At 34.2% G+C, this 22514-nt stretch carries 20 protein-coding genes, 1 tRNA gene, 1 other RNA gene and 2 pseudogenes; 16 read left to right on the top strand and 8 right to left on the bottom strand.

Annotated features, from left to right (window positions below; all coding sequences use genetic code 11):
* Window positions 1–13: 13 nt before the first annotated feature.
* Complete coding sequence (locus IPH11_01295) at window positions 14–1207, bottom strand: isocitrate/isopropylmalate dehydrogenase family protein (protein MBK6912367.1); 1194 nt, start codon at window positions 1205–1207, stop codon at window positions 14–16.
* Window positions 1208–1600: 393 nt separating this feature from the next.
* Here IPH11_01295 and IPH11_01290 point away from each other — a divergent pair, with 393 nt between their 5' ends.
* The 5 genes and pseudogenes from IPH11_01290 (at window position 1601) to ffs (ending at window position 6159) form a co-directional block, all read left to right on the top strand.
* Window positions 1601–3982: a PAS domain S-box protein gene (locus IPH11_01290; protein ID MBK6912366.1), complete on the top strand. Its 2382-nt coding sequence runs from the start codon at window positions 1601–1603 to the stop codon at window positions 3980–3982.
* Window positions 3983–4717, top strand: coding sequence for a response regulator (locus tag IPH11_01285; protein MBK6912365.1), 735 nt, complete (start codon window positions 3983–3985; stop codon window positions 4715–4717).
* Window positions 4686–5039 carry an Hpt domain-containing protein gene (locus IPH11_01280; protein MBK6912364.1) on the top strand — a complete coding sequence of 118 codons (354 nt, stop codon included), beginning with the start codon at window positions 4686–4688 and terminating at the stop codon, window positions 5037–5039. The genes IPH11_01285 and IPH11_01280 overlap by 32 nt, the downstream gene beginning before the upstream one ends.
* 30 nt (window positions 5040–5069) lie before the next feature.
* Window positions 5070–6025, top strand: a pseudogene (locus IPH11_01275) (site-specific DNA-methyltransferase).
* Window positions 6026–6065: 40 nt separating this feature from the next.
* Window positions 6066–6159: signal recognition particle sRNA small type (ffs, locus tag IPH11_01270), an RNA gene on the top strand.
* On the opposite strand, the gene sixA is transcribed toward ffs, so the two are convergent.
* The 7 genes from sixA to glgC all read right to left on the bottom strand — a co-directional run bounded on the left by sixA (window position 6158) and on the right by glgC (window position 12180).
* On the bottom strand, window positions 6158–6637 hold the full coding sequence (sixA, locus tag IPH11_01265) for a phosphohistidine phosphatase SixA (GenBank protein ID MBK6912363.1): 480 nt from the start codon (window positions 6635–6637) through the stop codon (window positions 6158–6160). The two genes, ffs and sixA, sit on opposite strands and share 2 nt — an antisense overlap.
* On the bottom strand, window positions 6634–6933 hold the full coding sequence (locus IPH11_01260) for a hypothetical protein (protein ID MBK6912362.1): 300 nt from the start codon (window positions 6931–6933) through the stop codon (window positions 6634–6636). Before IPH11_01260 ends, sixA begins: the two co-directional genes overlap by 4 nt.
* Window positions 6933–7523, bottom strand: coding sequence for a hypothetical protein (locus IPH11_01255; protein ID MBK6912361.1), 591 nt, complete (start codon window positions 7521–7523; stop codon window positions 6933–6935). The genes IPH11_01260 and IPH11_01255 overlap by 1 nt, the downstream gene beginning before the upstream one ends.
* A gap of 320 nt (window positions 7524–7843) precedes the next feature.
* The gene (locus tag IPH11_01250) at window positions 7844–8164 is read right to left on the bottom strand and encodes a hypothetical protein (GenBank protein MBK6912360.1); all 321 of its coding nucleotides are present in this window, start codon (window positions 8162–8164) and stop codon (window positions 7844–7846) included.
* Window positions 8165–8195: 31 nt separating this feature from the next.
* Complete coding sequence (locus IPH11_01245) at window positions 8196–9095, bottom strand: L,D-transpeptidase (protein ID MBK6912359.1); 900 nt, start codon at window positions 9093–9095, stop codon at window positions 8196–8198.
* The gene (locus tag IPH11_01240; protein ID MBK6912358.1) at window positions 9088–10920 is read right to left on the bottom strand and encodes an excinuclease ABC subunit C; all 1833 of its coding nucleotides are present in this window, start codon (window positions 10918–10920) and stop codon (window positions 9088–9090) included. The genes IPH11_01245 and IPH11_01240 overlap by 8 nt, the downstream gene beginning before the upstream one ends.
* An 18-nt stretch (window positions 10921–10938) precedes the next feature.
* Window positions 10939–12180: a glucose-1-phosphate adenylyltransferase gene (gene glgC, locus IPH11_01235; GenBank protein MBK6912357.1), complete on the bottom strand. Its 1242-nt coding sequence runs from the start codon at window positions 12178–12180 to the stop codon at window positions 10939–10941.
* Between the two features lie 134 nt (window positions 12181–12314).
* On the opposite strand from glgC, the gene IPH11_01230 reads away from it, so the two are divergent.
* From IPH11_01230 to IPH11_01180, 11 genes and pseudogenes are all read left to right on the top strand, one after another.
* The gene (locus IPH11_01230; GenBank protein ID MBK6912356.1) at window positions 12315–12626 is read left to right on the top strand and encodes a hypothetical protein; all 312 of its coding nucleotides are present in this window, start codon (window positions 12315–12317) and stop codon (window positions 12624–12626) included.
* 2 nt (window positions 12627–12628) lie between these two features.
* A complete protein-coding gene (locus IPH11_01225) occupies window positions 12629–13753 on the top strand; it encodes a M1 family metallopeptidase (GenBank protein MBK6912355.1) in 1125 nt (374 codons plus the stop codon).
* The gene (locus IPH11_01220) at window positions 13750–13995 is read left to right on the top strand and encodes a hypothetical protein (protein ID MBK6912354.1); all 246 of its coding nucleotides are present in this window, start codon (window positions 13750–13752) and stop codon (window positions 13993–13995) included. The genes IPH11_01225 and IPH11_01220 overlap by 4 nt, the downstream gene beginning before the upstream one ends.
* A gap of 18 nt (window positions 13996–14013) precedes the next feature.
* Complete coding sequence (locus IPH11_01215; protein ID MBK6912353.1) at window positions 14014–14748, top strand: UDP-2,3-diacylglucosamine diphosphatase; 735 nt, start codon at window positions 14014–14016, stop codon at window positions 14746–14748.
* A gap of 1 nt (window position 14749) precedes the next feature.
* Window positions 14750–17027 (top strand): annotated as a pseudogene (locus tag IPH11_01210) (PBP1A family penicillin-binding protein).
* 359 nt (window positions 17028–17386) lie between these two features.
* Window positions 17387–17470: transfer RNA gene (locus IPH11_01205), tRNA-Leu, on the top strand.
* Window positions 17471–17823: 353 nt separating this feature from the next.
* Window positions 17824–18123 (top strand): hypothetical protein, encoded by a 300-nt coding sequence (locus tag IPH11_01200; protein MBK6912352.1) that lies wholly within the window; start codon window positions 17824–17826, stop codon window positions 18121–18123.
* A gap of 7 nt (window positions 18124–18130) precedes the next feature.
* Window positions 18131–18457, top strand: coding sequence for a hypothetical protein (locus IPH11_01195; protein ID MBK6912351.1), 327 nt, complete (start codon window positions 18131–18133; stop codon window positions 18455–18457).
* An 18-nt stretch (window positions 18458–18475) separates the two neighbouring features.
* On the top strand, window positions 18476–20347 hold the full coding sequence (locus tag IPH11_01190) for a glycosyltransferase family 9 protein (GenBank protein MBK6912350.1): 1872 nt from the start codon (window positions 18476–18478) through the stop codon (window positions 20345–20347).
* 10 nt (window positions 20348–20357) lie between these two features.
* Window positions 20358–21749 (top strand): class I SAM-dependent methyltransferase, encoded by a 1392-nt coding sequence (locus tag IPH11_01185; GenBank protein MBK6912349.1) that lies wholly within the window; start codon window positions 20358–20360, stop codon window positions 21747–21749.
* On the top strand, window positions 21749–22513 hold the full coding sequence (locus IPH11_01180) for an ABC transporter permease (protein MBK6912348.1): 765 nt from the start codon (window positions 21749–21751) through the stop codon (window positions 22511–22513). Before IPH11_01185 ends, IPH11_01180 begins: the two co-directional genes overlap by 1 nt.
* Window position 22514: the final 1 nt, after the last annotated feature.

Genomic DNA, 22514 nt, shown 5'->3' with positions numbered 1-22514 from the left:
CTAACGCCCCTCCTTAGGAGGGGTTGGGGAGGCTTCTTATGATTTCATCTGTCATTTGCTGAGTTGTGCACGCTCCGTGTTTAAAAACATCTGCACCGCCGCGTAACTTCATCATATCATAAGTTTTAACTTTGCCTTCTTCAACAACGTTAGCAATTGCTTTTCTAATCCTATCAGCTTTTGCTTTTTCATCAATATGATCAAGCATCATGCAAGCACTCATAATCATTGCAATTGGATTTACGATTGATGGATTAAGTTCCTGATACTTTGGTGCACTGCCGTGTGTTGGTTCAAACACTGCTACTTCTTCTCCGATGTTTGCACTGCAAGCAAAACCAAGTCCGCCAATTAATCCTGCAAATCCATCCGAAATAATATCACCGAACATATTTTCAGCAACAATGACTCCATAATTTTCAGGATTTTTTGTAAGCCACATCATTTGTGCATCAATGTTTGTATCCCATAACGCAATACCCGGATATTCTTTTGCAATTTCTTTTGCTTCTTTAAACATCATGCCTGAAGTTTCGCGTAGCACATTTGGTTTTTCGCAAAGAGTAAGATTTGTGTAACCATATTTTTTTGCATACTCAAAACCAGCACGGATAATTCTGCGTGAAGCATTTCTTGTAACTATTCTTGTTGAGATGGCTAAATCTTCACTTGGAACATCTTTAAAGAATTTCATCTTAGTATGTGTTTCAAGCGCATCACGAACTTGTTTAGGAGGGTTTGTCCATTCAACTCCGCCGTAAAGTCCTTCAGTATTTTGTCTGAAGATCACGGTATCAACAATCGGTTCTTCGTAACCACCTTTGCCATCTTTGCGAATAAAGTTTAATGGACTTCCTTTGAATGATTGACAGGGACGAATACAAATATCAAGATTAAAACGCTGCCTCATAGAAACGATAGGTGAAAAGTAAACGTAACCTTTATCTTTAAGAGATGGATCAAGTTCTTTATCAGCGGCATCTTTTGGTTTAGAAGTAATAGCACCGAACAATCCAATTTTATGTTCAGCTAATAAATCAATTGTTCGTTGCGGAAGTGCGTTTCCTTCGCTGCACCAAAAATCCCATCCAATATCTCCGTGAACATATTCGGCATCAAAACCGACTGCATTTAAAACTCTTATTGCTTCTGGGAGTACTGTCTTACCAATGCCATCACCGGGCATTGCAACGATTGTTCGCTTCATGAATTTCCTTTTCATTATTAAATATTTCTATTTCAAAATTAGATATTAAGAATTGATCAGGCAAGGAAGTAATTAAGTTTTTAAGATAGACTTAAGGTTTAATTTTTGTAAAAGTGTGATTTTTAACTTACTTAACTAATGATGAACACGCAATTAGAGCAAAGAATTGTTAAGAAAATTTTTGAGCTGAAGTTTTATCACTGTCAGTCGAATCAGTAAAATTGATCTTGCTTATTACTTTTTTTCTTGGTGGGCAGGTAGAAAAGTCCGCTTATGATGATGGGCTATTATTTTTTTTGCCAAATATGAAGTATCTACCGGTAAAAAAGAATTCCTAAGTTGAAAAACAATAGCACGATATTTGATGAAAAGTAAACCAAAAAAGATTTGGAATTGAAAATCAACAACTACAGCATAGAAAAAATTTACAAATATTCGGAAATTTTTAGAGTTAATTCAGAAAATGAATTACTGCCTTCTGATGTTCAAGAAGAATCACGTCAACTACTGAATCTTTTGAAGGAACTTGATAAATCACGACAAGAACTTCAATTCATTTCCGAAACTTCTATTGATGTCATTTTTAGAATTTCGATGACTGGCAAAATTTCATTCATTACACAATCCTGCAAAGATCTTCTTGGATATGAATCCGGGGAAATTCTTGGTCAGCCCTTTTCTAAAGTGATTCCGAAAGAAAATTTAGATAAATATTTTAAATTGATTCAAAAATTATTTAGAGATAAAGAAATTATAGTATTCGATATTGATCTTGTCCGCAAAGACGGGCTAAAAATCCCGTGCGAAATTACAGGAAAAATATTTGAAGATAATGGTAAAAAGGTTGGGCAGGGAATAATTAGAAATATTGAAAAAAGAATTGAATACCAAAAGCGACTAAACGAATCAGAAAATATTTTCAAATCAATCTGGGATAATTCAATTGAAGGACTGCGGATAACCGACCAAAATGGAATTGTAAAAATGTGTAACAATGCTTACGCAGCAATGATTGGAAAAGAAAAGAGTGAGGTAGAGGGAAAATATTTTTCCGAAGCATACGCTGAAAATTTCCAGGTAAAAGCATTAAGCCGTTTTCGGGAGATATTTTCCGAAGAAGGTTTCAGAAGCAAATTTGAAGCAAATGTTGAATTATGGAATCAAAAAAAAATAATTGTTGAAATTTCAAATTCATTCATTGACGATTCAAGCGGGAAAAAGCTTTTATTTAGTATTTTCAGAGAAGTAACAGAGAAAAAAAATCAAGAGTATCTTTTAACTCAAAAAGATAATTTGTTAAATGGTATTGCCGAAGCAACGAGAAAGCTTATCGCCTCACAAAAAATTGAATCTGGATTTAGTGCAGCATTAGAAATATTAGGCAAAGCCGCTGGTGTTAACAGAGTTTACATTTACGAGCATCAGGTTTATCAAGACACTGGTGAAATGTACGTCCGAATTAGATACGAATACTCTTCCAATAAAATTGAATCTCAAATACAAAACCCGATGCTGCAGAAGTTATCTTATTCACGCTTTGCATCATTAAATTTTTACGAGAATTTTTCAGAAGGTAAATCACTAAAATTTCTGATAAAATCACTTCCTTTGTCTGAACAAAATATTTTTATAGATAGTAATATTAAATCTATAATTCTTGTCCCAATATTAATTGATAAAGTTTATTGGGGATTTATCGGGTTTGATGATTGCACCACTGATCGGGTTTGGACAAAGAATGAAGAGGACCTTTTAATTACAATGGCATCTACAATCGGTGCTGTTCTTAAGCGAAATAAAATTGATAACGAACTCAAAACAAAAAATAAAGAGCTTGACCAGGCACTTATTGATGCTCAAGCCGCTGCAAAAGCTAAAAGTGAATTTCTCGCTTTAATGAGTCATGAAATAAGAACTCCGATGAATGGTGTAATTGGAATGACCGGGTTACTTTTGGATACAAATTTGAATGAGGAGCAAAAGGATTTTGTAAACACTATTCGCTTAAGCGGTGAGCAGCTTCTCGTAATCATTAATGATATTCTCGATTTTTCCAAAATTGAATCTGGAAAACTTGAACTTGAAAATCAAGCCTTCGATGTTAGAGAGTGCGTGGAGGATTCACTCGAACTCCTGGCTTCAAAAGCATCCGAGAAAGGAATAGATCTCACATATCTCGTTGATAGTAATGTCCCGGTCACAATAAATGGTGATATCACACGATTAAGACAAATCCTTACAAATCTTATCAGCAATGCAATCAAGTTCACATCAAAGGGGGAAGTATTTATTTCTGTAAATGCCAGAGTGATAGAAGATAATATTTATGAACTTTACTTTGCCGTTAAAGATACAGGTATTGGAATTCCGAAAAGTAAAATGGATAGGCTGTTCAAATCATTTAGTCAAGTGGATTCTTCTACAACAAGAATTTTTGGAGGCACAGGGCTTGGTTTAGTGATAAGTAAAAAATTGACCAATCTTATGGGTGGAGATATTGGCGTTGAGAGTGAATATGAAAAGGGAAGTACTTTTTATTTTAATATCAAAGCCGAAGCTGTACCTTCTCCTCCAAAAATTTATCTTTCGGGAAAATCGCCTGAATTATCCGGCAAAAAAATTTTAATCGTTGATGATAACCCTACAAATTTAAAAATCCTTTCTATCCAAACCACAACTTGGGGAATGATTCCAACTGCCATAAATAATCCGCTGGATGGTTTAATCAAAATTAAGGATGGTGAAAAATTTGATATTGTAATTTTTGATTATTAAATGCCTAATATTGACGGACTGCATCTGGCAATGGAGTTCAGGAATTATCCGATGGGCGAAAAACTTCCAATAGTTATTCTTACCTCACTGGGGAAAAAGGATACTCTTGAAGAACTAGAAAAAGCAAAGCTTTCAGCTTTTATTTTGAAGCCAGTCAAACAATCTCAACTTTTCAGAACACTAATATCGGCGATTTACAAATCAGATGATGTTTCTTTTACAAAGTTTTTATCTCCTGTTCCACAAGCGAACAAAAAAAACAAAACATATTCAATCAAAATACTTTTAGCAGAAGATAATGTGGTAAACCAAATGGTTGCGACAAAGATGTTGGCAAATATTGGTTACAAAGCTGACGTTGCTTCCAATGGCAGAGAAGCTTTCGACACAATTAATAAAATGCAGTATGACTTAATATTCATGGATATTCTTATGCCTGAAATGGATGGGTTCGAAGCCACACGGGCTATTCGAAAGCTCGATAAGTCAATAAAACAACCCAAGATTATTGCGATGACGGCGAACGCGATGACAGGTGACCGTGAAAAATGTTTACGTGCCGGAATGGATGACTATCTTAGTAAGCCTATCAAAGCGGAAGAACTTGTTGCCAAACTTTCTCATTGGGGTGAATTAATAAATCTTGAGAGTGCAAATGAAATGGAGCAGATTAAAAAACAGGAGCTGCCCGCCACTATTTTGGATGAAAAAAATAAGTCTTTTAGCGGATATTAATACCAAGGAAGATGCTATTTTTCTTGTAGAACTTCTTGAAATTTTCATAAAGGATTTGCCAAAAGCAACCGCTAATATTACTGATGCATATAAAAGACAGGATGTACAAAAATTAAAATTTAATGCGCACAGATTAAAAGGAAGTAGTTTAAGTTTGGGCATTGACCATTTGGCAAAAATTTGTGAGCAGATAGAGAAAGCTGCAATGAGTAATTCTTTTACAGAAGAAACATCAGACTCAATTAAAAACTTAACAAATGATTTTGAAATTCTTATTAATGAACTTGAAATGCTTAAAGAGAAATATAAAGCCGTTTGCTGAAATATATATATCAATTCTTGAATCTCACCGATGAAAAAAAGGGCGCCGCTCAATAGAACAATCAACCTTACTGATTCGGAATTTGAGTCGCTAAAAAATCATTTTTTGAGACTAAATAAACCGGTAAGGTGGGAAGAAATAAATAACAGGATAATAGTTGGCGATCTGTTTTCGGTAATTGATTTTTTACCGGATAATTTCATAGATCTGCTTTTTATTGATCCCCCATACAATTTATATAAAAATTTTAATTCTGTTAAGTTCAAAGAACTTACACAAATTCAATATGAACAATGGATGGAATCCTGGTTGTCAAAAATGATTCGTATGCTCAGGCCCACCGCCTCGGTTTACATCTGTGGAGATTGGAAAACTTCAGCAGCTATTTTTAACATCGGGACAAAATATTTAAAAGTTAAAAATAGGATATGCTGGGAAAGAGAAAAGGGGAGAGGTTCAAAAACAAATTGGAAAAATTGTACGGAAGATATTTGGTATTTTACTGTTTCCGATAATTATATATTTAATATTGATGCAGTTAAAATCAAACGAAAAGTTTTGGCTCCATATAAAAGCAGCGATGGCAAACCCAAAGATTGGAGCGAGGAAACACAAGGCAAGTTTAGAATTACTCACCCTCCAATTTATGGACAGATATTACAGTGCCGTTCTGGTCAATGCCTGAAAATACGGATCACCCTACGCAAAAACCGGAGAAGTTGCTCGCTAAGATTATTTTAGCGAGTTCAAATGAAGGAGATATAATTTTTGATCCATTCCTTGGTTCCGGCACAACTGCGGTGGTCGCAAAAAAAATGAACAGACATTTTTGCGGTGTAGAACTTGATGAAAAGTTTGCTGCTATTTCGCTTAAGCGGCTAAAGATTGCCGAAACAAATAATTCAATTCAGGGATTTCAGGATGGGGTTTTTTGGGAAAGAAATTCTTGGAGTGATAAAAAAAAACAAAGTGAAAATTTGGAATAGAGAATAATAATTGCAACTTTTGTAACATAATTTTTATAATTACGGGTGTCAGTCGACAAATTAGTGCCCAACTCCGTCAGGTTCGAAAGGAAGCAGCGGTAAGCATGCGATTTGGGTGGCTGGCTCCCTTTTTTATTTAAAGAATTTAGTTGGGAGTAAATATTTAAGTGTTCCTCTTTGAGGTTTAACTTTTCCCTCAAAACTTATTTTTGCAATTGTAGAAGGTTTAAAGCTGATGTTAATATTTTGATCTGCTATTAACAGTTCCAAATGTTCGGATAAATCTGGTTGATGACCAACAAAAGCAATGTCCTCAACTTTAAACATGTTAGCAAGTTCGATTATATCTTTAGATTTGCAGCCCGGTGCAAGTTTATTGTCAACAAAAAACTTATCGGTTAAATTGAAGTTATTCGAAATAATTTCAGCAGTTTGTTTGGCCCTCAGATAGGGGGAGGAAAGTAAGATATCAATCTGTGGAATTGCAGCTTTCCAGAATTTAATTGAGTTTTCAAGTGCCAACTTACCTTCGGCAGTTAACTTTCGCTCGCTGTCTTTGATAAGAGGAGAAATTCTCTCAGCCTCCGCATGCCTGATTAGATACACATTCATTCTAATCCCTCATAGTTAATAAATAGAAAATTAATATTTTTATGAAAATCTGCCAGATCACGCATTAATTCTTTACCGGATTTTGAACCCATTTTTTCATCCATCTTATCTTTAGATTCAGCGCTTACCTCGCAAAAGTAATCAAATCTACTATCAAACATCAAAGAGTTTTCAACCTTTGCAATTTTTACTTCTTCTCCAGCGATTTTAGAAAGCAATGGAATTGTTGTCTCCTTAAAGTGAGTAAGTAAATTGTTGTCGTTAGATACTTTTAAGAAAATCAGAAGTTTATACATCAGCATTCTATAAAAAAAGAATTCAAAATATTTTCGTATAAACTTTTATACTTTGCGTAGGTGAATTTAGGTGCTTCGAGAATTATAATATATTTTTTATTCTTGCATGAATGCTCAACGAAGAGTAAGATGCTTTTACCTTGTTCAAAAGCATTACTGAAGCGTACGTAATACTCACCGGTTGTTTTGTTGGGTAGGGGTTGGTTGAAATAAGATTCCGCAGAATCAGTCGCGTTAATTTTGGCAACTGAAATAGTTGTACCCAATCTATTGTTTACATACCTTGTGCCTTTGATTTCCTTCTTCAAATTTTGAGTAATTGAAAAATTATTAATCTCCTGCCACGTACTATCAATATCTATCGAATAATCTTTCAATTCATTATTATTGTGTTGAAAAGAAGTATTTGAAATCTCGTTTCTTAGTAATTCAATATCTTCAAACCTGTTGATTGATTTCTTTTTTGCTGAAGAATTATAGTCATTAATTTTTTCTAAAATTATTGATTCGAATTTTAATTGCCGGCTGATATACTTTTTTTGCTTCTGATCGTAAAAAAATGTATCCGCTAGAACAGGATTCGTACCCAAATTCGGCTGGCGAATAAGGGTTGAAATAAAATTATCCGAGATAGTTTTTATCTCCTGTGAAATTTCTTCTTTTGGAAATATTGCTTTTGTAAAAGTTTTAAAAACAGTTTCGACTGAATCTTCTTTAATTCTATAAATCGAAACACGCTGAATTTCAATTGTATCTTTTGTTAAAAAATTTTCAATCAGCGAAATAAAATTATGGTCTCCAACTGTGAAATTATTTGTACTGATAAAACCATTGATGGATTCATCAATTAGATAACATTTTAAATATTCGTCATAAATAGCAAAACAATTATAAATGGGGTTAGAAAATTCTAAAAGAAGAGAGTAGAATTTTTCTTGCCCGCCATCAAGCTATCTATTAGCAGCTTATTATAATTCTGATTGACAGGCAAAGAAAGATCAATCACACCGGAAAGAAGATTATTTTTATCTTCATTTCCTTTAATAGCTTCAATAGTTATCTCTCTTATTTGAGCACTATTAAATTTAGTTTCAGGTTTATCGCCATCTTCTGAATTACAGCCTGTAATAAGAAAAATAGATAACAGGAATAAATAAAAAATGTTTTTCATCACAAGCAAATCTAACAATAAAAAAATTCCTGCACGACTAAAATTTCCCTGTTTTGTCAACAGGATTTTTTTAAAAAAATATTAATAAACATTAATCAGAAAGAAATGTATTAGGATCAATAATTGATTTGGTTGTGGTATTAAACAAGAAACTATTTCCATTTTTTTGCCTTGGCTCAATTTGTTCCGGTGTTTTGATCCCTGGAATAATTAATCCAACATAATTATAGACCGGTAAAAGCAATTGTCGTTTCGAAATTCTTTTTGAGTCCCCAACTGGAATTCCGGGATGATTTACATTCGATCTGTCAATTAATAATTTATCATGACTTTGTAAAAAATATCTGCCGCTGTATAATTCATTATAACGAAAGTCGAGAATTTTCTTCAACGAATCATATTCAGGCTGGTAATACTTTTCGTTTTCGTTTGTAAACGCGACTGTTATCGCATTATTTTCGCTATGGACTAACACCGGGGTTCCTAATTCAATTTTATCATAAATTTCTTTTGCATCTTCCCGCCCAACTCTTACGCAGCCATGCGAGCTTGGCTTTACTCCGAGATATTTGTAATATCTTTTGCCAAGTAAAGCATGAAATCCAATTCCATAATTGAACCCCATCCAATTAAGCATCAAAGTGCTGTCGAATTGCCTCGAGTGCCATTGCGGCATCATTGACTGAATCACAAAAAGCCCTTCCTTAGTATTAACGCCTTCAAATAATCTATCAGTTCCGCTCGAAATTCCGAACGATTTCGTTGAATCGTTTAGTGAATGTAAATAACCCATTTGCGTCTTCAGATTAACTTCGATGAAATAAGGCTTATCTGTATAAACAGTATCACGCAGCCCTGAAAAATCTGTTACAAGAAAAATTGAGTTTGATTTTGCAGTATCTTCATCACTGTTCGAAGTAATTCTTTCAGAGTCGTTCTGAATGAGAATTACCGATGAAATAAAAATTATTACGGCTGAAATTCTAATCATTTTTAACTTCTTCAATTTTGAAATAATCATTTAAAAGTTTTGCCTTTTTCATTCCGACAATTTTTGCAATTGTAACCAATTCAGAATTACGGACTGCTGCCAAACTTCCTAATTCTTTTAACAATTTTTGTGCCGTCGAACTTCCCACTCCCTTAATATCCGTCAATTCTGTCTTTATTGTTCGTTTTGATCTTCTTTTTCTATGGAAAGTTATTGCGAAACGATGAGCTTCATCCCGTACTTGCTGTAACAATTTTAGACCGGAAGAAGTTTTTGGAATAGATTCGGGTTCTGAATTACCCGGGAAATATACTTCTTCGAGCCTCTTCGCAAGTCCTATTATATTAAAATTTTTAAGTTGAAGTTTATTCAGTATTTCTACTGCACTTGAAAGCTGACCTTTGCCTCCATCAACCATAATCAAATCGGGTAGTGGTTCTTTTTGTTCAATCAATTTTGAATACCTTCTTCCAATAACTTCCTGCATGCTTAAGAAATCATCGGGACCTTCAACCGTTTTAATAATAAATTTTCTATAAAGATTCTTTTTGGGTTTTCCGTCAACAAAAACAACCATGCTTGCAACGCTGTCGCTTCCTTGTATGTTTGAAATATCAAAGCATTCAATTTTTCTTGGCAAAACTTTCAAACGTAAATCTCTTTGTAATGCAGATAAAGAATAAGGAGCATTACCAAGGTTTTTCATTTTCTGAATTTGAATTTCTTTCAATTGAAGGATAGCATTTTCTTTACACATTTTTACGAGTGATTTCAATTCACCACGCTGTGGAATAAATAATTTTATTTTACGTTCTGCTTTTTGTGATAGCCATTCTTCAAGCAAAAGCGAATCAACCGGTTCGGTTTCTAAAACAACTTCTTTAGGAATTTCTGTTTGGTCGGCATAATAAAACTTTATTGCTGCGGAATATATTTCTGCCAGTTCCTCATTTTCCACTGCTGAAAGTCTAAGCTGCTTTTTCGATATAAGTTTCCCGTTCCTAATATTGAAAACTGAACAGGAAGAATCTTTCCCTTCATAAGCAGCCGAGATAATATCTCTATCTTCAAAATCATCACTTACAATTTTTTGTTTAGAAGAAAGTACTGAAAGTTTTTCAATCTTATCCCGTAACTCTGCGGCTTTTTCAAATTCCAACGCCTCAACAAATTGCCCCATTTTTTGTTTCAACTCTTGAATCAGATCATCGGTTTTACCTTTTAAAACTTTTATTGCTTCCGAAACCATTTCGTTATAATCTTGCTGTGAATATAAGCCTTCGCAAGGTCCATCGCATTTTTTGATATGGTAATCAAGGCAAACTTTAAATTTTTTCTTCTGAATATTTTCTTGAGATAAATCAAGTCTGCAGCTTCTTATTCTAAAAACTTCATTAATAATTTTGAGTGAAGCTTTCATATTTTTTACATCTGTATATGGTCCAAAATACTTTGCCCCATCCCTGATTAAATTTCTGGTGGAATAAATTCTTGGGAAAGCTTCTTTAGTTACTTTAATAAATGGAAAGGATTTATCATCTTTTAAGTTGACATTATATCTGGGTTTGAATTTTTTAATCAAATTGTTTTCGAGAACTAATGCTTCGATCTCACTATCTGTTACGATCAATTCAATATCTCTAATTTTATTCACCAGTGCCTGGGTTTTTGGCGATTCAAGATTTTTCTGAAAGTAAGAACGAACTCTATTCCTTAAACTCTTTGCTTTACCAACATAGATTATTTTAGTCTTATCGCCGAAGAACTGGTAGATACCGGGTTTATCCGGCAGGTTTTTGAGTTTAGATTCAAGTGAAGGATTCATAACATTTTTAAAATAATGTTATTTAAAAACATAATTTTTTGGGATCACAACAATGCCTGTTTCAGAAATGGTAAACATTTTTTTATCTTTTTCAAGATCGAAACCGATTTCTGTGCTTTCAGGAACAATTACTTTTTTATCTATAATAGTTTTTCGAATACGCGAATGTCGTCCAATATTGCAATTACTCATGATGATCGAATCAGTGATGTAGCTAAAGCTATTAACCTTAACACCTGGACCGAGCAGAGATTTCTCTACCAATCCTCCAGAAACAATAGTCCCGTCACAAATAATAGAATTTAGAGTACGACCGACGCGCTCGCCTTCGTGCGATACCGTTTTTGCAGGCGGAAATTGATATTGATAAGTTCTCATTGGCCAGCTTAAATCGTAAAAATTAAAATCCGGGTTAACCGAAATCAAATCCATGCTTGCATCAAAATAACTTTCTATTGTTCCGATATCTTTCCAGTAAGGATGCGATTTTTTATTCTCATCGAAAAATTGATATGCATTCACTTGCATGTTTTGTTTTATCATATACGGAATTATGTCCTGACCAAAATCATAGTTCCTAATTTTTTTTGCTTCCATTTCTTGAAATATTCCACGTAGAACTTCAGCATTAAAAACATAGATACCCATGTTCACGTATGAGTATTCAGGTTTGCTTGGGATAGCGGGAGGATCAGCGGGCTTTTCAATGAATGATTGAACTTCGTTATTTTCATTAACTCCAACAATACCAAAACGGCTTGCCTCTTTTCGAGGAACTTCAATGCAGGCAATGGACAGGTCTGATTTTTTATCAACATGAAATTGTAAGAATCTCATGTAGTCCATCTTATAAATATGATCTCCGCTTAGGCACAGCACCCATTTTGCTTTTTTATCGGAAGAAAAGAGATTTATATTTTGGTTGATTGCATTTGCCGTTCCGAGATACCATTCATTATTTAGCTTACGCTGCGGTGGAATCGAATAAATAAATTCTCCAAGCTCGGGATTGAAAATACTCCAAGCTTCAAAAATATGTTGATTTAATGAATCAGATTTATATTGAGTTAGAACATAAATCCGTCTCAATCCGGAGTTAAGACAATTGGATAAAACGAAATCAATGATCCTGTATTTACCACCGAATGGTACAGCCGGTTTCGTTCGATGAGCAGTCAGCGGATAAAGTCTTTCTCCCTGACCACCAGCTAATATCATTGTTATCGTATCTCTTAGAATCGAAGAACCGGGAAAAGGCATAAATCCTCCGTATTTTTTCCTAGAATATATTGAATTATGATTTGATTGGCAATTTAAGTTTTTATTAAATTGAATTGAAAGATTAATTGATTGTTTATAATAAATTTTTTGTGTCCATTTCGATAAAATATCAGATGAAAAAATATCCCCGGATGATTTCCTGCTTGACATTTTTTATTTCTTTTTTACTCGGCTGGAATGTTTTTATTCAGGGTGGCGCAATCAGCAGCTATTCATTAGAAGACTTTCCATTTCAAGATAATTCGGAGCAGAAAATAATTCTTGGGCAAAATAATATTGACGTTCTTCATTATGATTTGAAACTTGATTTATTTCCCGAATCTAAGCTGCTCATTGCCACTATCAATATTCAATTTAAATTAAATGACACAACTATGGATTCAATTCATTTTAACTTTTATAATAATATGAAAATAAAAAATTAGAATTGAATCATAAAAAAATTGACTATCAACAATCAAATAACCTGCTTTCATTTGCTAATCAGTTGAAGCAAGATTCCTGCATCCTCGAAATACTTTATGAAGGCACTCCGCAAAAAAGCGGACTCGGCGGATTTATGTTTGGGAAGTTGAATGGAAAAAGTGTTGTTTATAATTTAAGCGAACCAGATTTTGCTTCCACCTGGTTTCCGTGTAATGATTTGCCAACAGATAAAGCTATGCTCGATATTTATATTACAAATGATTCATCACAAGTTTCAATCTCCAATGGAAACTTGATTGATGTTTCGGTTTCGGGTAATAGAAAAACTTATCACTGGCAAACTGTTTATCCGATCTCGACTTATCTGGTGAGTGTTTATTCATCCGATTATGTTTCATTTTCTGATCAATATATTTCGCAGGATTCATCAGATACAATGTCGGTTGATTATTTTGTTTTTCCCGATCACTTATCTGATGCAAAGAAAGATTTTAAAAATCATCCAAAAATGTTGAATATCTTTTCAAAGCTATTTGGGGAATATCCTTTTATTAAGGAGAAATATGGTGTAGCAGAATTTTTATGGCAGGCTGGGGCAATGGAACATCAAACAATTACAGGAATTGGTTCTAATTTCGTTTCAGGGAATAATTTTTTTGAGGATATTTATATCCACGAACTTGCACATCAATGGTGGGGGAATGCTGTTGGCCCAAAATCCTGGAAAGACATTTGGCTGAATGAAGGCTTTGCGACTTATTCCGAAGCACTTTACTATGAAGCAATTTCCGGTTCGGATGCGCTGAAGTCAACTATGCTCGCAAAATATCAGGACCGGTTTAAGGGAAAACTTTATGATCCCGGGGAAAATCTTTTTGGTACAACGGTATATGATAAAGGTGCGTGGGTGCTGCATATGTTAAGATGGGAAGTCGGTGATGAAATATTTTTTAAGATTCTAAAAGAATATTTTAATAAATATAAATATTTGAATGCTTCAACCGAAGATTTTAAAATTCTCTCTGAGCAGATCAGCAAAAAAATCTTGAAAACTTTTTTGCACAATGGGTTTACAAAGGAGAGGATCAAATCAAAGCTCGATACATTTGGAAAAGTGAAATTGTGAATGATTCGAATTCTGTTCATCTGAATATTGAACAAGTTCAAAATGATTGGAAGGTCTTTGAGTTTAAACTTCAAGTTCATTTGATTTATTCGGATGAATCTACTGAAGACAAAATTTTATATGTTAATCAACGGGATCAGAAATTTACTTTTAACGTGAAAGAAAAACCTGCAAAGATTATTCTTGATTATGACAACTGGCTTTTAGCTTCATTCGAAAACACCGTTGATACCAACGAATAATTCTTAATTAAAAATGAAATAATAAACTTGGACAAAACTTATTTCTTTATTTCCGATCTTCACTTAGGTTTGCATTCTAAAGAAATCGAACAAGCAAAAGAAAAATTGCTTGTCAGGTTTCTTCAATTTGCGAAGGACAACTGTGATGAACTTTTTATTGTTGGTGATCTTTTTGATTACTGGTTTGAATACAAAAGAGTTTATCAGAAAGGATACTACCGAACATTAACCGCTCTTGCAGATATTGCTGAGAGAGGAATAAAAATTCATTACTTCATTGGCAATCATGATTTCCTTCATCGTGATTTCTTCAAAACAGAATTTGCTGCCGAAATGTATGAGGCTGGAAAAGAATTTCAGTTGAACGGAAAGAAATTTTTTATCGGTCATGGCGATGGTCTTGTAAAGAATGATTACGGATATCTCCTCCTTAAAAAGATTTTACGAAATCGCTTTTTCCAAAAATTATATTCAATTATTCATCCCGATCTTGGGATAGCGATTGCAAGCGGCACAAGCAAAACAAGCAGGGGATACACGTCAAAGAAAGACTACGGCGAAGCTGATGGTTTATTAAACGAAGCTGATGCCAAAATTAAAAGTGGATTTGATTATGTTATATTTGGACACGTGCATAATAAAGCTTTTGAGAAAATAGGAGAGGGCTATTATATCAATTTAGGTTCGTGGTTAGATGCACCTTGTTATGGAAAATTTAAAAATAATAAATTTGAGATAGTGAACTGGAACTAAGATGGCGAAAAAAATAAGTGATAATGATTTTCAAAAATATTTTAACGACCCCGAATTCAGGAACAAAAATAGATTGAAAGATAATAAAAAAATAAACAGATGGAATTATAAAAAGATTTTTCTCATTGGCTTTTTGTTATTGTTTCTTGCAGGATCAATCTATATCTATTCAGGATTACCTTCATTAGAGGAGCTTGAAAACCCCCGCCCCATGCTTGCAAGCAAAGTATTTACTTCTGATGGTGAATTACTCGGACAATTTTTTATAGAGAATAGAATTGAAACTAATATAGATTCCCTGCCGGGCTTTATATCTGATGCTTTGATTTCTACCGAAGATAGAAAATTTTTCGATCATTGGGGGGTTGATCTTGGAAGATTTTTTAAAGCGATGCTCAAAAATGTCTTTACTTTTTCCCGCGAAGGTGCTTCTACGATTACACAGCAGCTGGCAAAAAATCTTTACCAACTGAAGGAGGGAAGAGAAAATCTGCTTGATACGGGTGTGCGTAAAATTCGTGAGTGGCTGACTGCAATTCAAATTGAAAAAAAATTTCACTAAAGAAGAAATTCTTGAATTATATCTGAATGTTTCAAACTTTGGAAGAAGTGCTTACGGAATTGAGTCAGCTGCTAAAGTTTATTTCAATAAAAAAGCCTCTGAACTTACTCTGCCGGAGGCGGCTGTGTTTATTGCATTGCTTAAATCACCCGAGTATTATGACCCTGTAAAAAATTATGAAAATTCTTTAGCAAGAAGAAATCTTGTAATGTACAATATGGTTGTCACAGGCAAGTTGACCGAAGCTCAGTATGAATCTATGAAACTTCAGCCGATTGTTTTGACTTCCGGAAGAATTAGCGGCGTAAAGAGTGAAGCTCCTTATTTTATGGAATATGTACGCCAGCAGATGACCGCGTTGGCTACGAAGCATGGATTTGATTTTTATCGTGATGGAATAAATATTTATACATCGCTCGATATGCGAATGCAGAAGATTGCAAATCGTGTTGCAGCAGAACACATAAAAAAATATCAGGAATTGTTTGATAAAAATTGGAGCTGGGATAAAAATAAAACTTTGCTTGCCAGTTTAGTTGATCAGGCAATTAAGCATAATCCACATTATATTTCAGCAAGTAGTGATGGGCAGAAAGCGAAAATTTATAATCAATTAAAGAACCGAACAAGCTTTGTTGATTCTGTAAAGAAAGATGCTGCTACAGTTGAAGTTGGTTTTGTTGTCGTTGATCCATCAAATGGACAGATTAAAGCCATGGTAGGTGGGGAGAACCAGGAATTCGGCAGAGGATTAAATCATGTCACTGGAATTAGACGACAGCCGGGATCATCATTTAAGCCTTTCGTATATGCAACCGCTTTAGAAAATGGTTACTATCCAGCTTACACATTATTAAATCAAAAATTTAATTATAACGGATGGTCGCCGGATAATGCTGATAATGATTATACCGGATATGAAACTTTGCGATGGGCGCTTGCGCATTCTGTAAATGTCATAACCGGAAGAATGACAATCAGTGAAATTGCGCCTCCTAACCAGGTAATCAGACTTGCTCAAAGGATGGGGGTTAAATCCACACTTGCACCCTATCCTTCAATCGGGCTTGGTACTTCGGAACTTACACCGCTTGAGATTACTTCTGCATTCGGCACGTTTGTGAATAAAGGAGTTCACGTTGATCCGATCTCGATCTTGAAAATTGAAGATAGAAATGGTGTGATGATTGAACAATTCACTCCGGATTATACTGAAGCACTATCACCGCAGTCCGCATCTATTATGGTTGATATGATGCAGGACGTAATTAATTATGGAACAGGGGCGGGGGTTAGAAGATATTTCCAATACCCGGCTGCGGGAAAAACCGGCACTACACAAAACTTTTCCGATGCGTGGTTCGTGGGATATACGCCACAGCTTGTTGGCGGTGTTTGGGTTGGCTTTGATGATCACCGCGTAAAGTTTACAAATTGGTACGGGCAGGGGGCTAAAGCGGCTTTACCGATTTGGGCAATGTTTATGGAAGCAGCATATAAAGAATTAAAAATTCCTCTTCAATATTTTGATCTTGACGGAAGGGTTGTGCAGGCAACTTTTTGTAAGGAAACTATGAATCTTGGTGATCCAAGAATTGCAACGGATAATTGTCCCGAAACTTATACTGACATTATAAACGAAAAGTATTTACCTGCGACCTGCGAGATTCATAACGGGGGAGGAAAGATCAAACGGGAAGATCAATCCGGCTGGTAAGGATCTCCCCCCAACAGGAGGGGGCCCGGGGGGGATTTTTCACGGACCGGGGGAAAAAAAAACCTCGGCCCACTAATAAAACAGAATTTCAACAAATTATTTTCGATGTCGAATAATTTTTAGTAACTTTGAATTAGAAAAAAGATTTACCTAAAGAGACTTCTCAAAAAATTATCTTTCTGTCATCCTGAGCTTGTCGAAGGATGACAATTTTGATTGTGTTCACACTTCGACAAGCTCAGTGTGACAGTAATTTCTATTTGAAAATCCCTGGGGAGTGGACACAGTTGTTGCACTAAAGTATTGATTATTTTATTTTTTTAATTGTACATTGATCATTATAAATTGTTAATTGAACTGCCCGAATGGCGAAATTGGTAGACGCGCTAGGTTCAGGGTCTAGTGGATGTACTTCCATGGGGGTTCGAGTCCCCCTTCGGGCACAGGGTTTCAATTAACAATGTACAATTTATAATTAACAAGTCATAAAGCATTTGGTGAATTTAATCGTTCCAGGGTGGGTATTGGAATTAGATCCATTATAGAAATAAAATTACACACCAAAATTAAATAACCGCCGACTTAGAATTTGATACACGATGCAACAGCTAAGTAAAATTAAAATGTTTTTTTGAAGCTTACCCTCGACCCACTTAAAAATTTATCCTCCCAAGCAAATATCCTCAGCAACTATTGTCCCTTTTGATGCGGTAGCATTACTACTTGAGTTATAGAGTGTTACGCCATAGACTGAATTAGTTCAAAATAAAATATCTGATTATTAATAGGATTTCAATTGGAGCAAATATATATAAATGCGGTAGAGTTGGAGGAAAAGAAGTTTTTCTCTTCGGCATATGAAAAATTTCAGCAATGCCTAAAACTTGATATTGGTGAGAGAGGAGAAATCCTTTTCCACTGCGGCTGGTGTGTTGAAATGCAATTTGGAAATACGAGCGAGGAAGCTCTTGTTTATTATACAGAGGGAGCGGATGCATCGCTTAAAATTGCTTGCAGGATGAATTGTTATTTTAGAGCAGGCTGGATTTTTATGCATTTAAAAAATTATTCCAAAGCCGCTGAGAACTTTTTTTAATTCGCGGGTGATAGGGATTGAGAATCAACAAATTAATTCTATTTATTCTGATGCAACATACTGGTTAGCAATTTGTCTTGAAGCTCAAAATTATTACTTAGATGCTTTGAAACTGTATCAGGAAGTTCAATCGGAGAATGCTAGTACTGCAATGGAATGCAGATGGAGAGAGATTTGCTGTTTAAACCAAATAGGGAATTATGAACAGGCATTGGAACAATGTAATCGGTTTTATTCAAGTAGTAGAAGCGAACTTGATGGCGATCGTTTTAAAGAGTTAATTGAATTGATTGAAAAAGAAAAAGAAATATTAAACCAACTAATTATTATATAATCAATCGAAAACAATGTGATGGAAATTCAAGTTTTAAAAGAATCCATAGGAATTAACTTTAAGAGGTTTGATTTAAAAGAACTGAATTATCTTGCTTTCACCGGTCAATATGATTTAGTCTATCATGACTTCAAGCAAATCGATCCATCTCAACGTAAAATATCAGGTGACAAAGATATTTTCAGCCAGGTTATCTGGGCTGGAATAGAGAAAATTAGAAAGTTTAAATCAACACATAATGAGGAAGCAATAGTTAGTGAGAAAAATTTCATTGATGAGATAATCAGGCAATTTATTGATTGTTCGAAAGAAAAAAATATTTATTCACGTGAATTATTTAAGTCAGTTTTGTATTGGAGTGATGAGCTAATTACCCTTGCTTATATTGAAGAAGCAAAGGATTATATTAATGAGATACAGTTACTTGGCTCAAATAAATTTCCAGACATAAACCTTCACTTATTAAGCAGGCTTGCACTGATTTACGCGCGGAAGGGAAACTTAGAATTGGCTGATAAGATACTTACTCAATTTGTTGAGAGGCCCTATCTTTTAACCGAAAAAAACATAATTCCACAAATACTTTTTAATCTTAGTCAAATTGCTCTTAAGTCAGGAGAGGTGGAATATTATAAAAAATTATTGTTTCTCGGGTTAAGACACTTTTATTCTGATGTTGATTATAGAAATCAATTTACTGGACAAATATCAAGAAGTTATAAGAGAGCATATAAAGTATTACTAACACGAGAAATCAGTATTTCAAATAAGATACTTTTTTTAGTTCACTGGCTTTATTATAAAAAACCAGATTTCAGCAAAATAAGATTGGGATGGATTAATATTATTTCTAAATATTTTGTACTTGGTTACGTATTCCTTTTCAATTATATAAGAAGGAATGAAAGTGATTTATTAAAAAGCGTGGTGAAAGAAAATCGAGCAATAAGAATTGTAGATTATAAAGGGAATAATGGTATAGATTTATCGCTTTTAAACAAGGATAAAATACTAATAACACGTGCGATGGGCGGGATAGGCGATCTACTCATGATGACTCCGGGAATTCACGCTTTAAAGAAAAAATTTCCACATAAAAAAATCTGTCTTGCAATTCCCAAAAGATACTTCGCAGTATTTAAGAATAATCCGGATGTCACATTAGTTGATATAGAGGAAGCACCAATAAACTTTTTATCATATTATAAATTTTACAATTTTACTGACTGTCCGGCATCTCGAAGCGAAAGCAGGAAATCACCGAGAATTAAAAAAAATCGAATAGAAATTTTCGCAAAAGCATTCGGAATAAACGTTTTATCCCGCTATCTTATGGATCGGAGACCTAAGTATTACTTAACAGAAGAAGAAATAACATTAGCAAATAATTTTTGGGAAAGATTCAATTTAAACAGTAAACAAGTTGTTGGGATCCAACTTCACTCGGAGGAGGTATATAGAGACTATCCTTTTATGAAAGCACTTGTAAATAGACTTGCTCAAAAATATAAAGTGTTAGTGTTCGATTCCATACCGATTGATGGATTCAATTCTGAAAATATATTTAAGATTGATTCCTTTACAATTAGGGAAGCATTTAGTCTTGCGGCTAAATGCAGTTTAATAGTTGCCCCGGATTCTTCATTCATACACTTTGCCGGGGCAATGAATATTCCTGCACTCGGGATTTTTGGACCAATTGACGGTAAGGTGAGAACCAAAGATTACCCCAAGGTTAAATTTATTGATGTTCGGGAAGAACTTGGCTGCCTGCCTTGCTGGCGCAATGATAATATTGCATGTCAATTAACTAATATGAGATCAAGTGCATGTCTGGAAACAATTCCAATTAATCGAATAATTCAAGAAGTTAACAAGATATTAATATGAAGGAGAAAATATGCTGCCATTAAGTAAAATATGTGACAGCGCTGATTGGTTTGAGCCGGAATTTAATAGAATCATAAGGGAGGAACTTGAAGAGGTGCCAAAGTTTCATCGTAAACAATGGGAGTTCGCAATGATCTATTATATACTTGAAAAGCAAGGACTAATAAGTGAGGATAAAATTGGTCTATCCGTTGGAGGCGGATACGAAAGAGTGCTTTATTCAATCGCAAGAAGAATTAACCATTTAACTGTTACAGATCTATACGAATTGGAAACCACCTGGGATACTGCACGTACGGATAGTCCTGAAGCATTAATAAAACAGCGTATGCCATTTAACATGGATATAAATAAACTTAGTGTTATTAATATGGATATGCGTGATTTGAAATTTGAGGATAATAGCTTTGACTTTTGTTATTCATCCTGTTCTGTGGAGCACATTGGATCTTTTGAAGATTTTTTAAAACATCTCGACGAAGTGTGGAGAGTATTAAAGGAAGAAGGAATCTATGTGTTTACCACAGAACTTCATTTAGGTGATGAAACTATTCGTGACCCGAATAATTATATTTTTTCACCTTCATATCTTGCTAAATTTATAAATGAATCACGTCTTTCTGTTGGTTCACAACCGAACATATTTTTAAGTGAGCATAATTCCAATTATCCGTTCCCCTCGAACATTAAAAATATTTGTTCAGATGATGATAAAAATATAATCAGTAAAATTATGGCTGACTTTAATCATACCATTCTACTACACGGAAAATATCCGTTTACGTCAATCAGCCTTGTTTTGAGAAAAAAGAAAATTAAAGCGCAGACAGGTTTAATTTATCACGGTTTTGATAAAACTAAAAAATTTCTCTATGAAGGATCTGTGAGATATAAAAACTGGATTGAAGATAAGGAAGTGTCTATCAATCCGTTTTCCTCGCTGCCAAATAGCGTGTCGCGGTTCTTTCAAAATCATGCGGAGTTTTTTGAGTCAGGATTTACTTTTAATGAAACTGATAATACAGTTTTTCACTCTGATTATTTTTGGCTAAGTAATGGTAACAGGAATTTTAACATTCAATTACAGGTTAATACCTTCAATAATAGACTTGAAAATAAAATTGAACTTAGAGTTCACCACTACGCAACACTTAATTCAGCAGAAGTTAGTTGTTGTGCAAAAATGGTAATAGACATAACTGATCTAAATTCGATTAATGTTGACTTGAATGTAGAGGTAAAAGACGACTATTGCTATGCTATACTCGGTAAAAAAATATCCGGAGATTTTACTCTGAACAGCATAAAATTAAAAAGCTGTCTTATGAAAAACCTCACTGCTAAATCAAATGAAAATCATAATCATAATTATAATCAAGAAATATCAGTAAAGGATTTATGATGGATTTAACTTCACTGCGGTTTTCATGGTTTTATGCGAAAAGCCAAATTAAGACAAGGTACCGATATACTTTTTTAGGATTTTTCTGGAATTTTCTCGAACCAACATTATACTTAATAATCCTAAGCCTGGTTTTTTCGGTAATAAATAAAATGAATATCAAGGACTATGCAGTCTTTCTATTTTCAGCACTTGTTCCATGGAGGTATTTTGAAAAGGTAGCGCTAAGCGCTATGGAATCAATTGTTGGAGGTGAGTGGCTATTGAAAAAAATGTATGTGTCTCCGTTTGCATTTCCATTAAATAGATGGATTGTTTCTAGCTTCGATTTATTATTCACGATGGCAGCAGCATTTACACTATTTGCTTATTTAAAAATTGATTGGTCAATTAGTCTGATAATTATTCCTCTTTCAATAATACCGTGGGCGGTCACTGGAATTGGAGTAGGGATGATTTGTGCTGTGTTATTTATTTTTTTTAGAGATGTTAAACCTCTCGTTCAAATGTTTCTTACGCTTGTTTTTTTTACCTCTCCCATTTTATTTAACAAAGATGTATTCGCTGCTGATTCAATTCAGGGGAAAATAATGCAATGGCATCCCTTTACCTATTTTGCAGCACTTTTCCAGAAACCAATTTATTTAGGCACGTTCCCGAATCTGAATGATTGGGCAATAACTATTTTTATCAGTTTTCTGTCGTTCAGTGCCGGATATCTACTGATAAAAAGATATAACAAGAAATTTTATTTTTATCTGTGAG

The sequence above is a fragment of the Ignavibacteriales bacterium genome, assembly GCA_016709155.1.
GTDB lineage: Bacteria > Bacteroidota > Ignavibacteria > Ignavibacteriales > Ignavibacteriaceae > JADJEI01.
The sequence above is the reverse complement of the archived record's forward strand: the minus strand, read 5'-3'. Positions and strand labels throughout refer to the sequence as shown.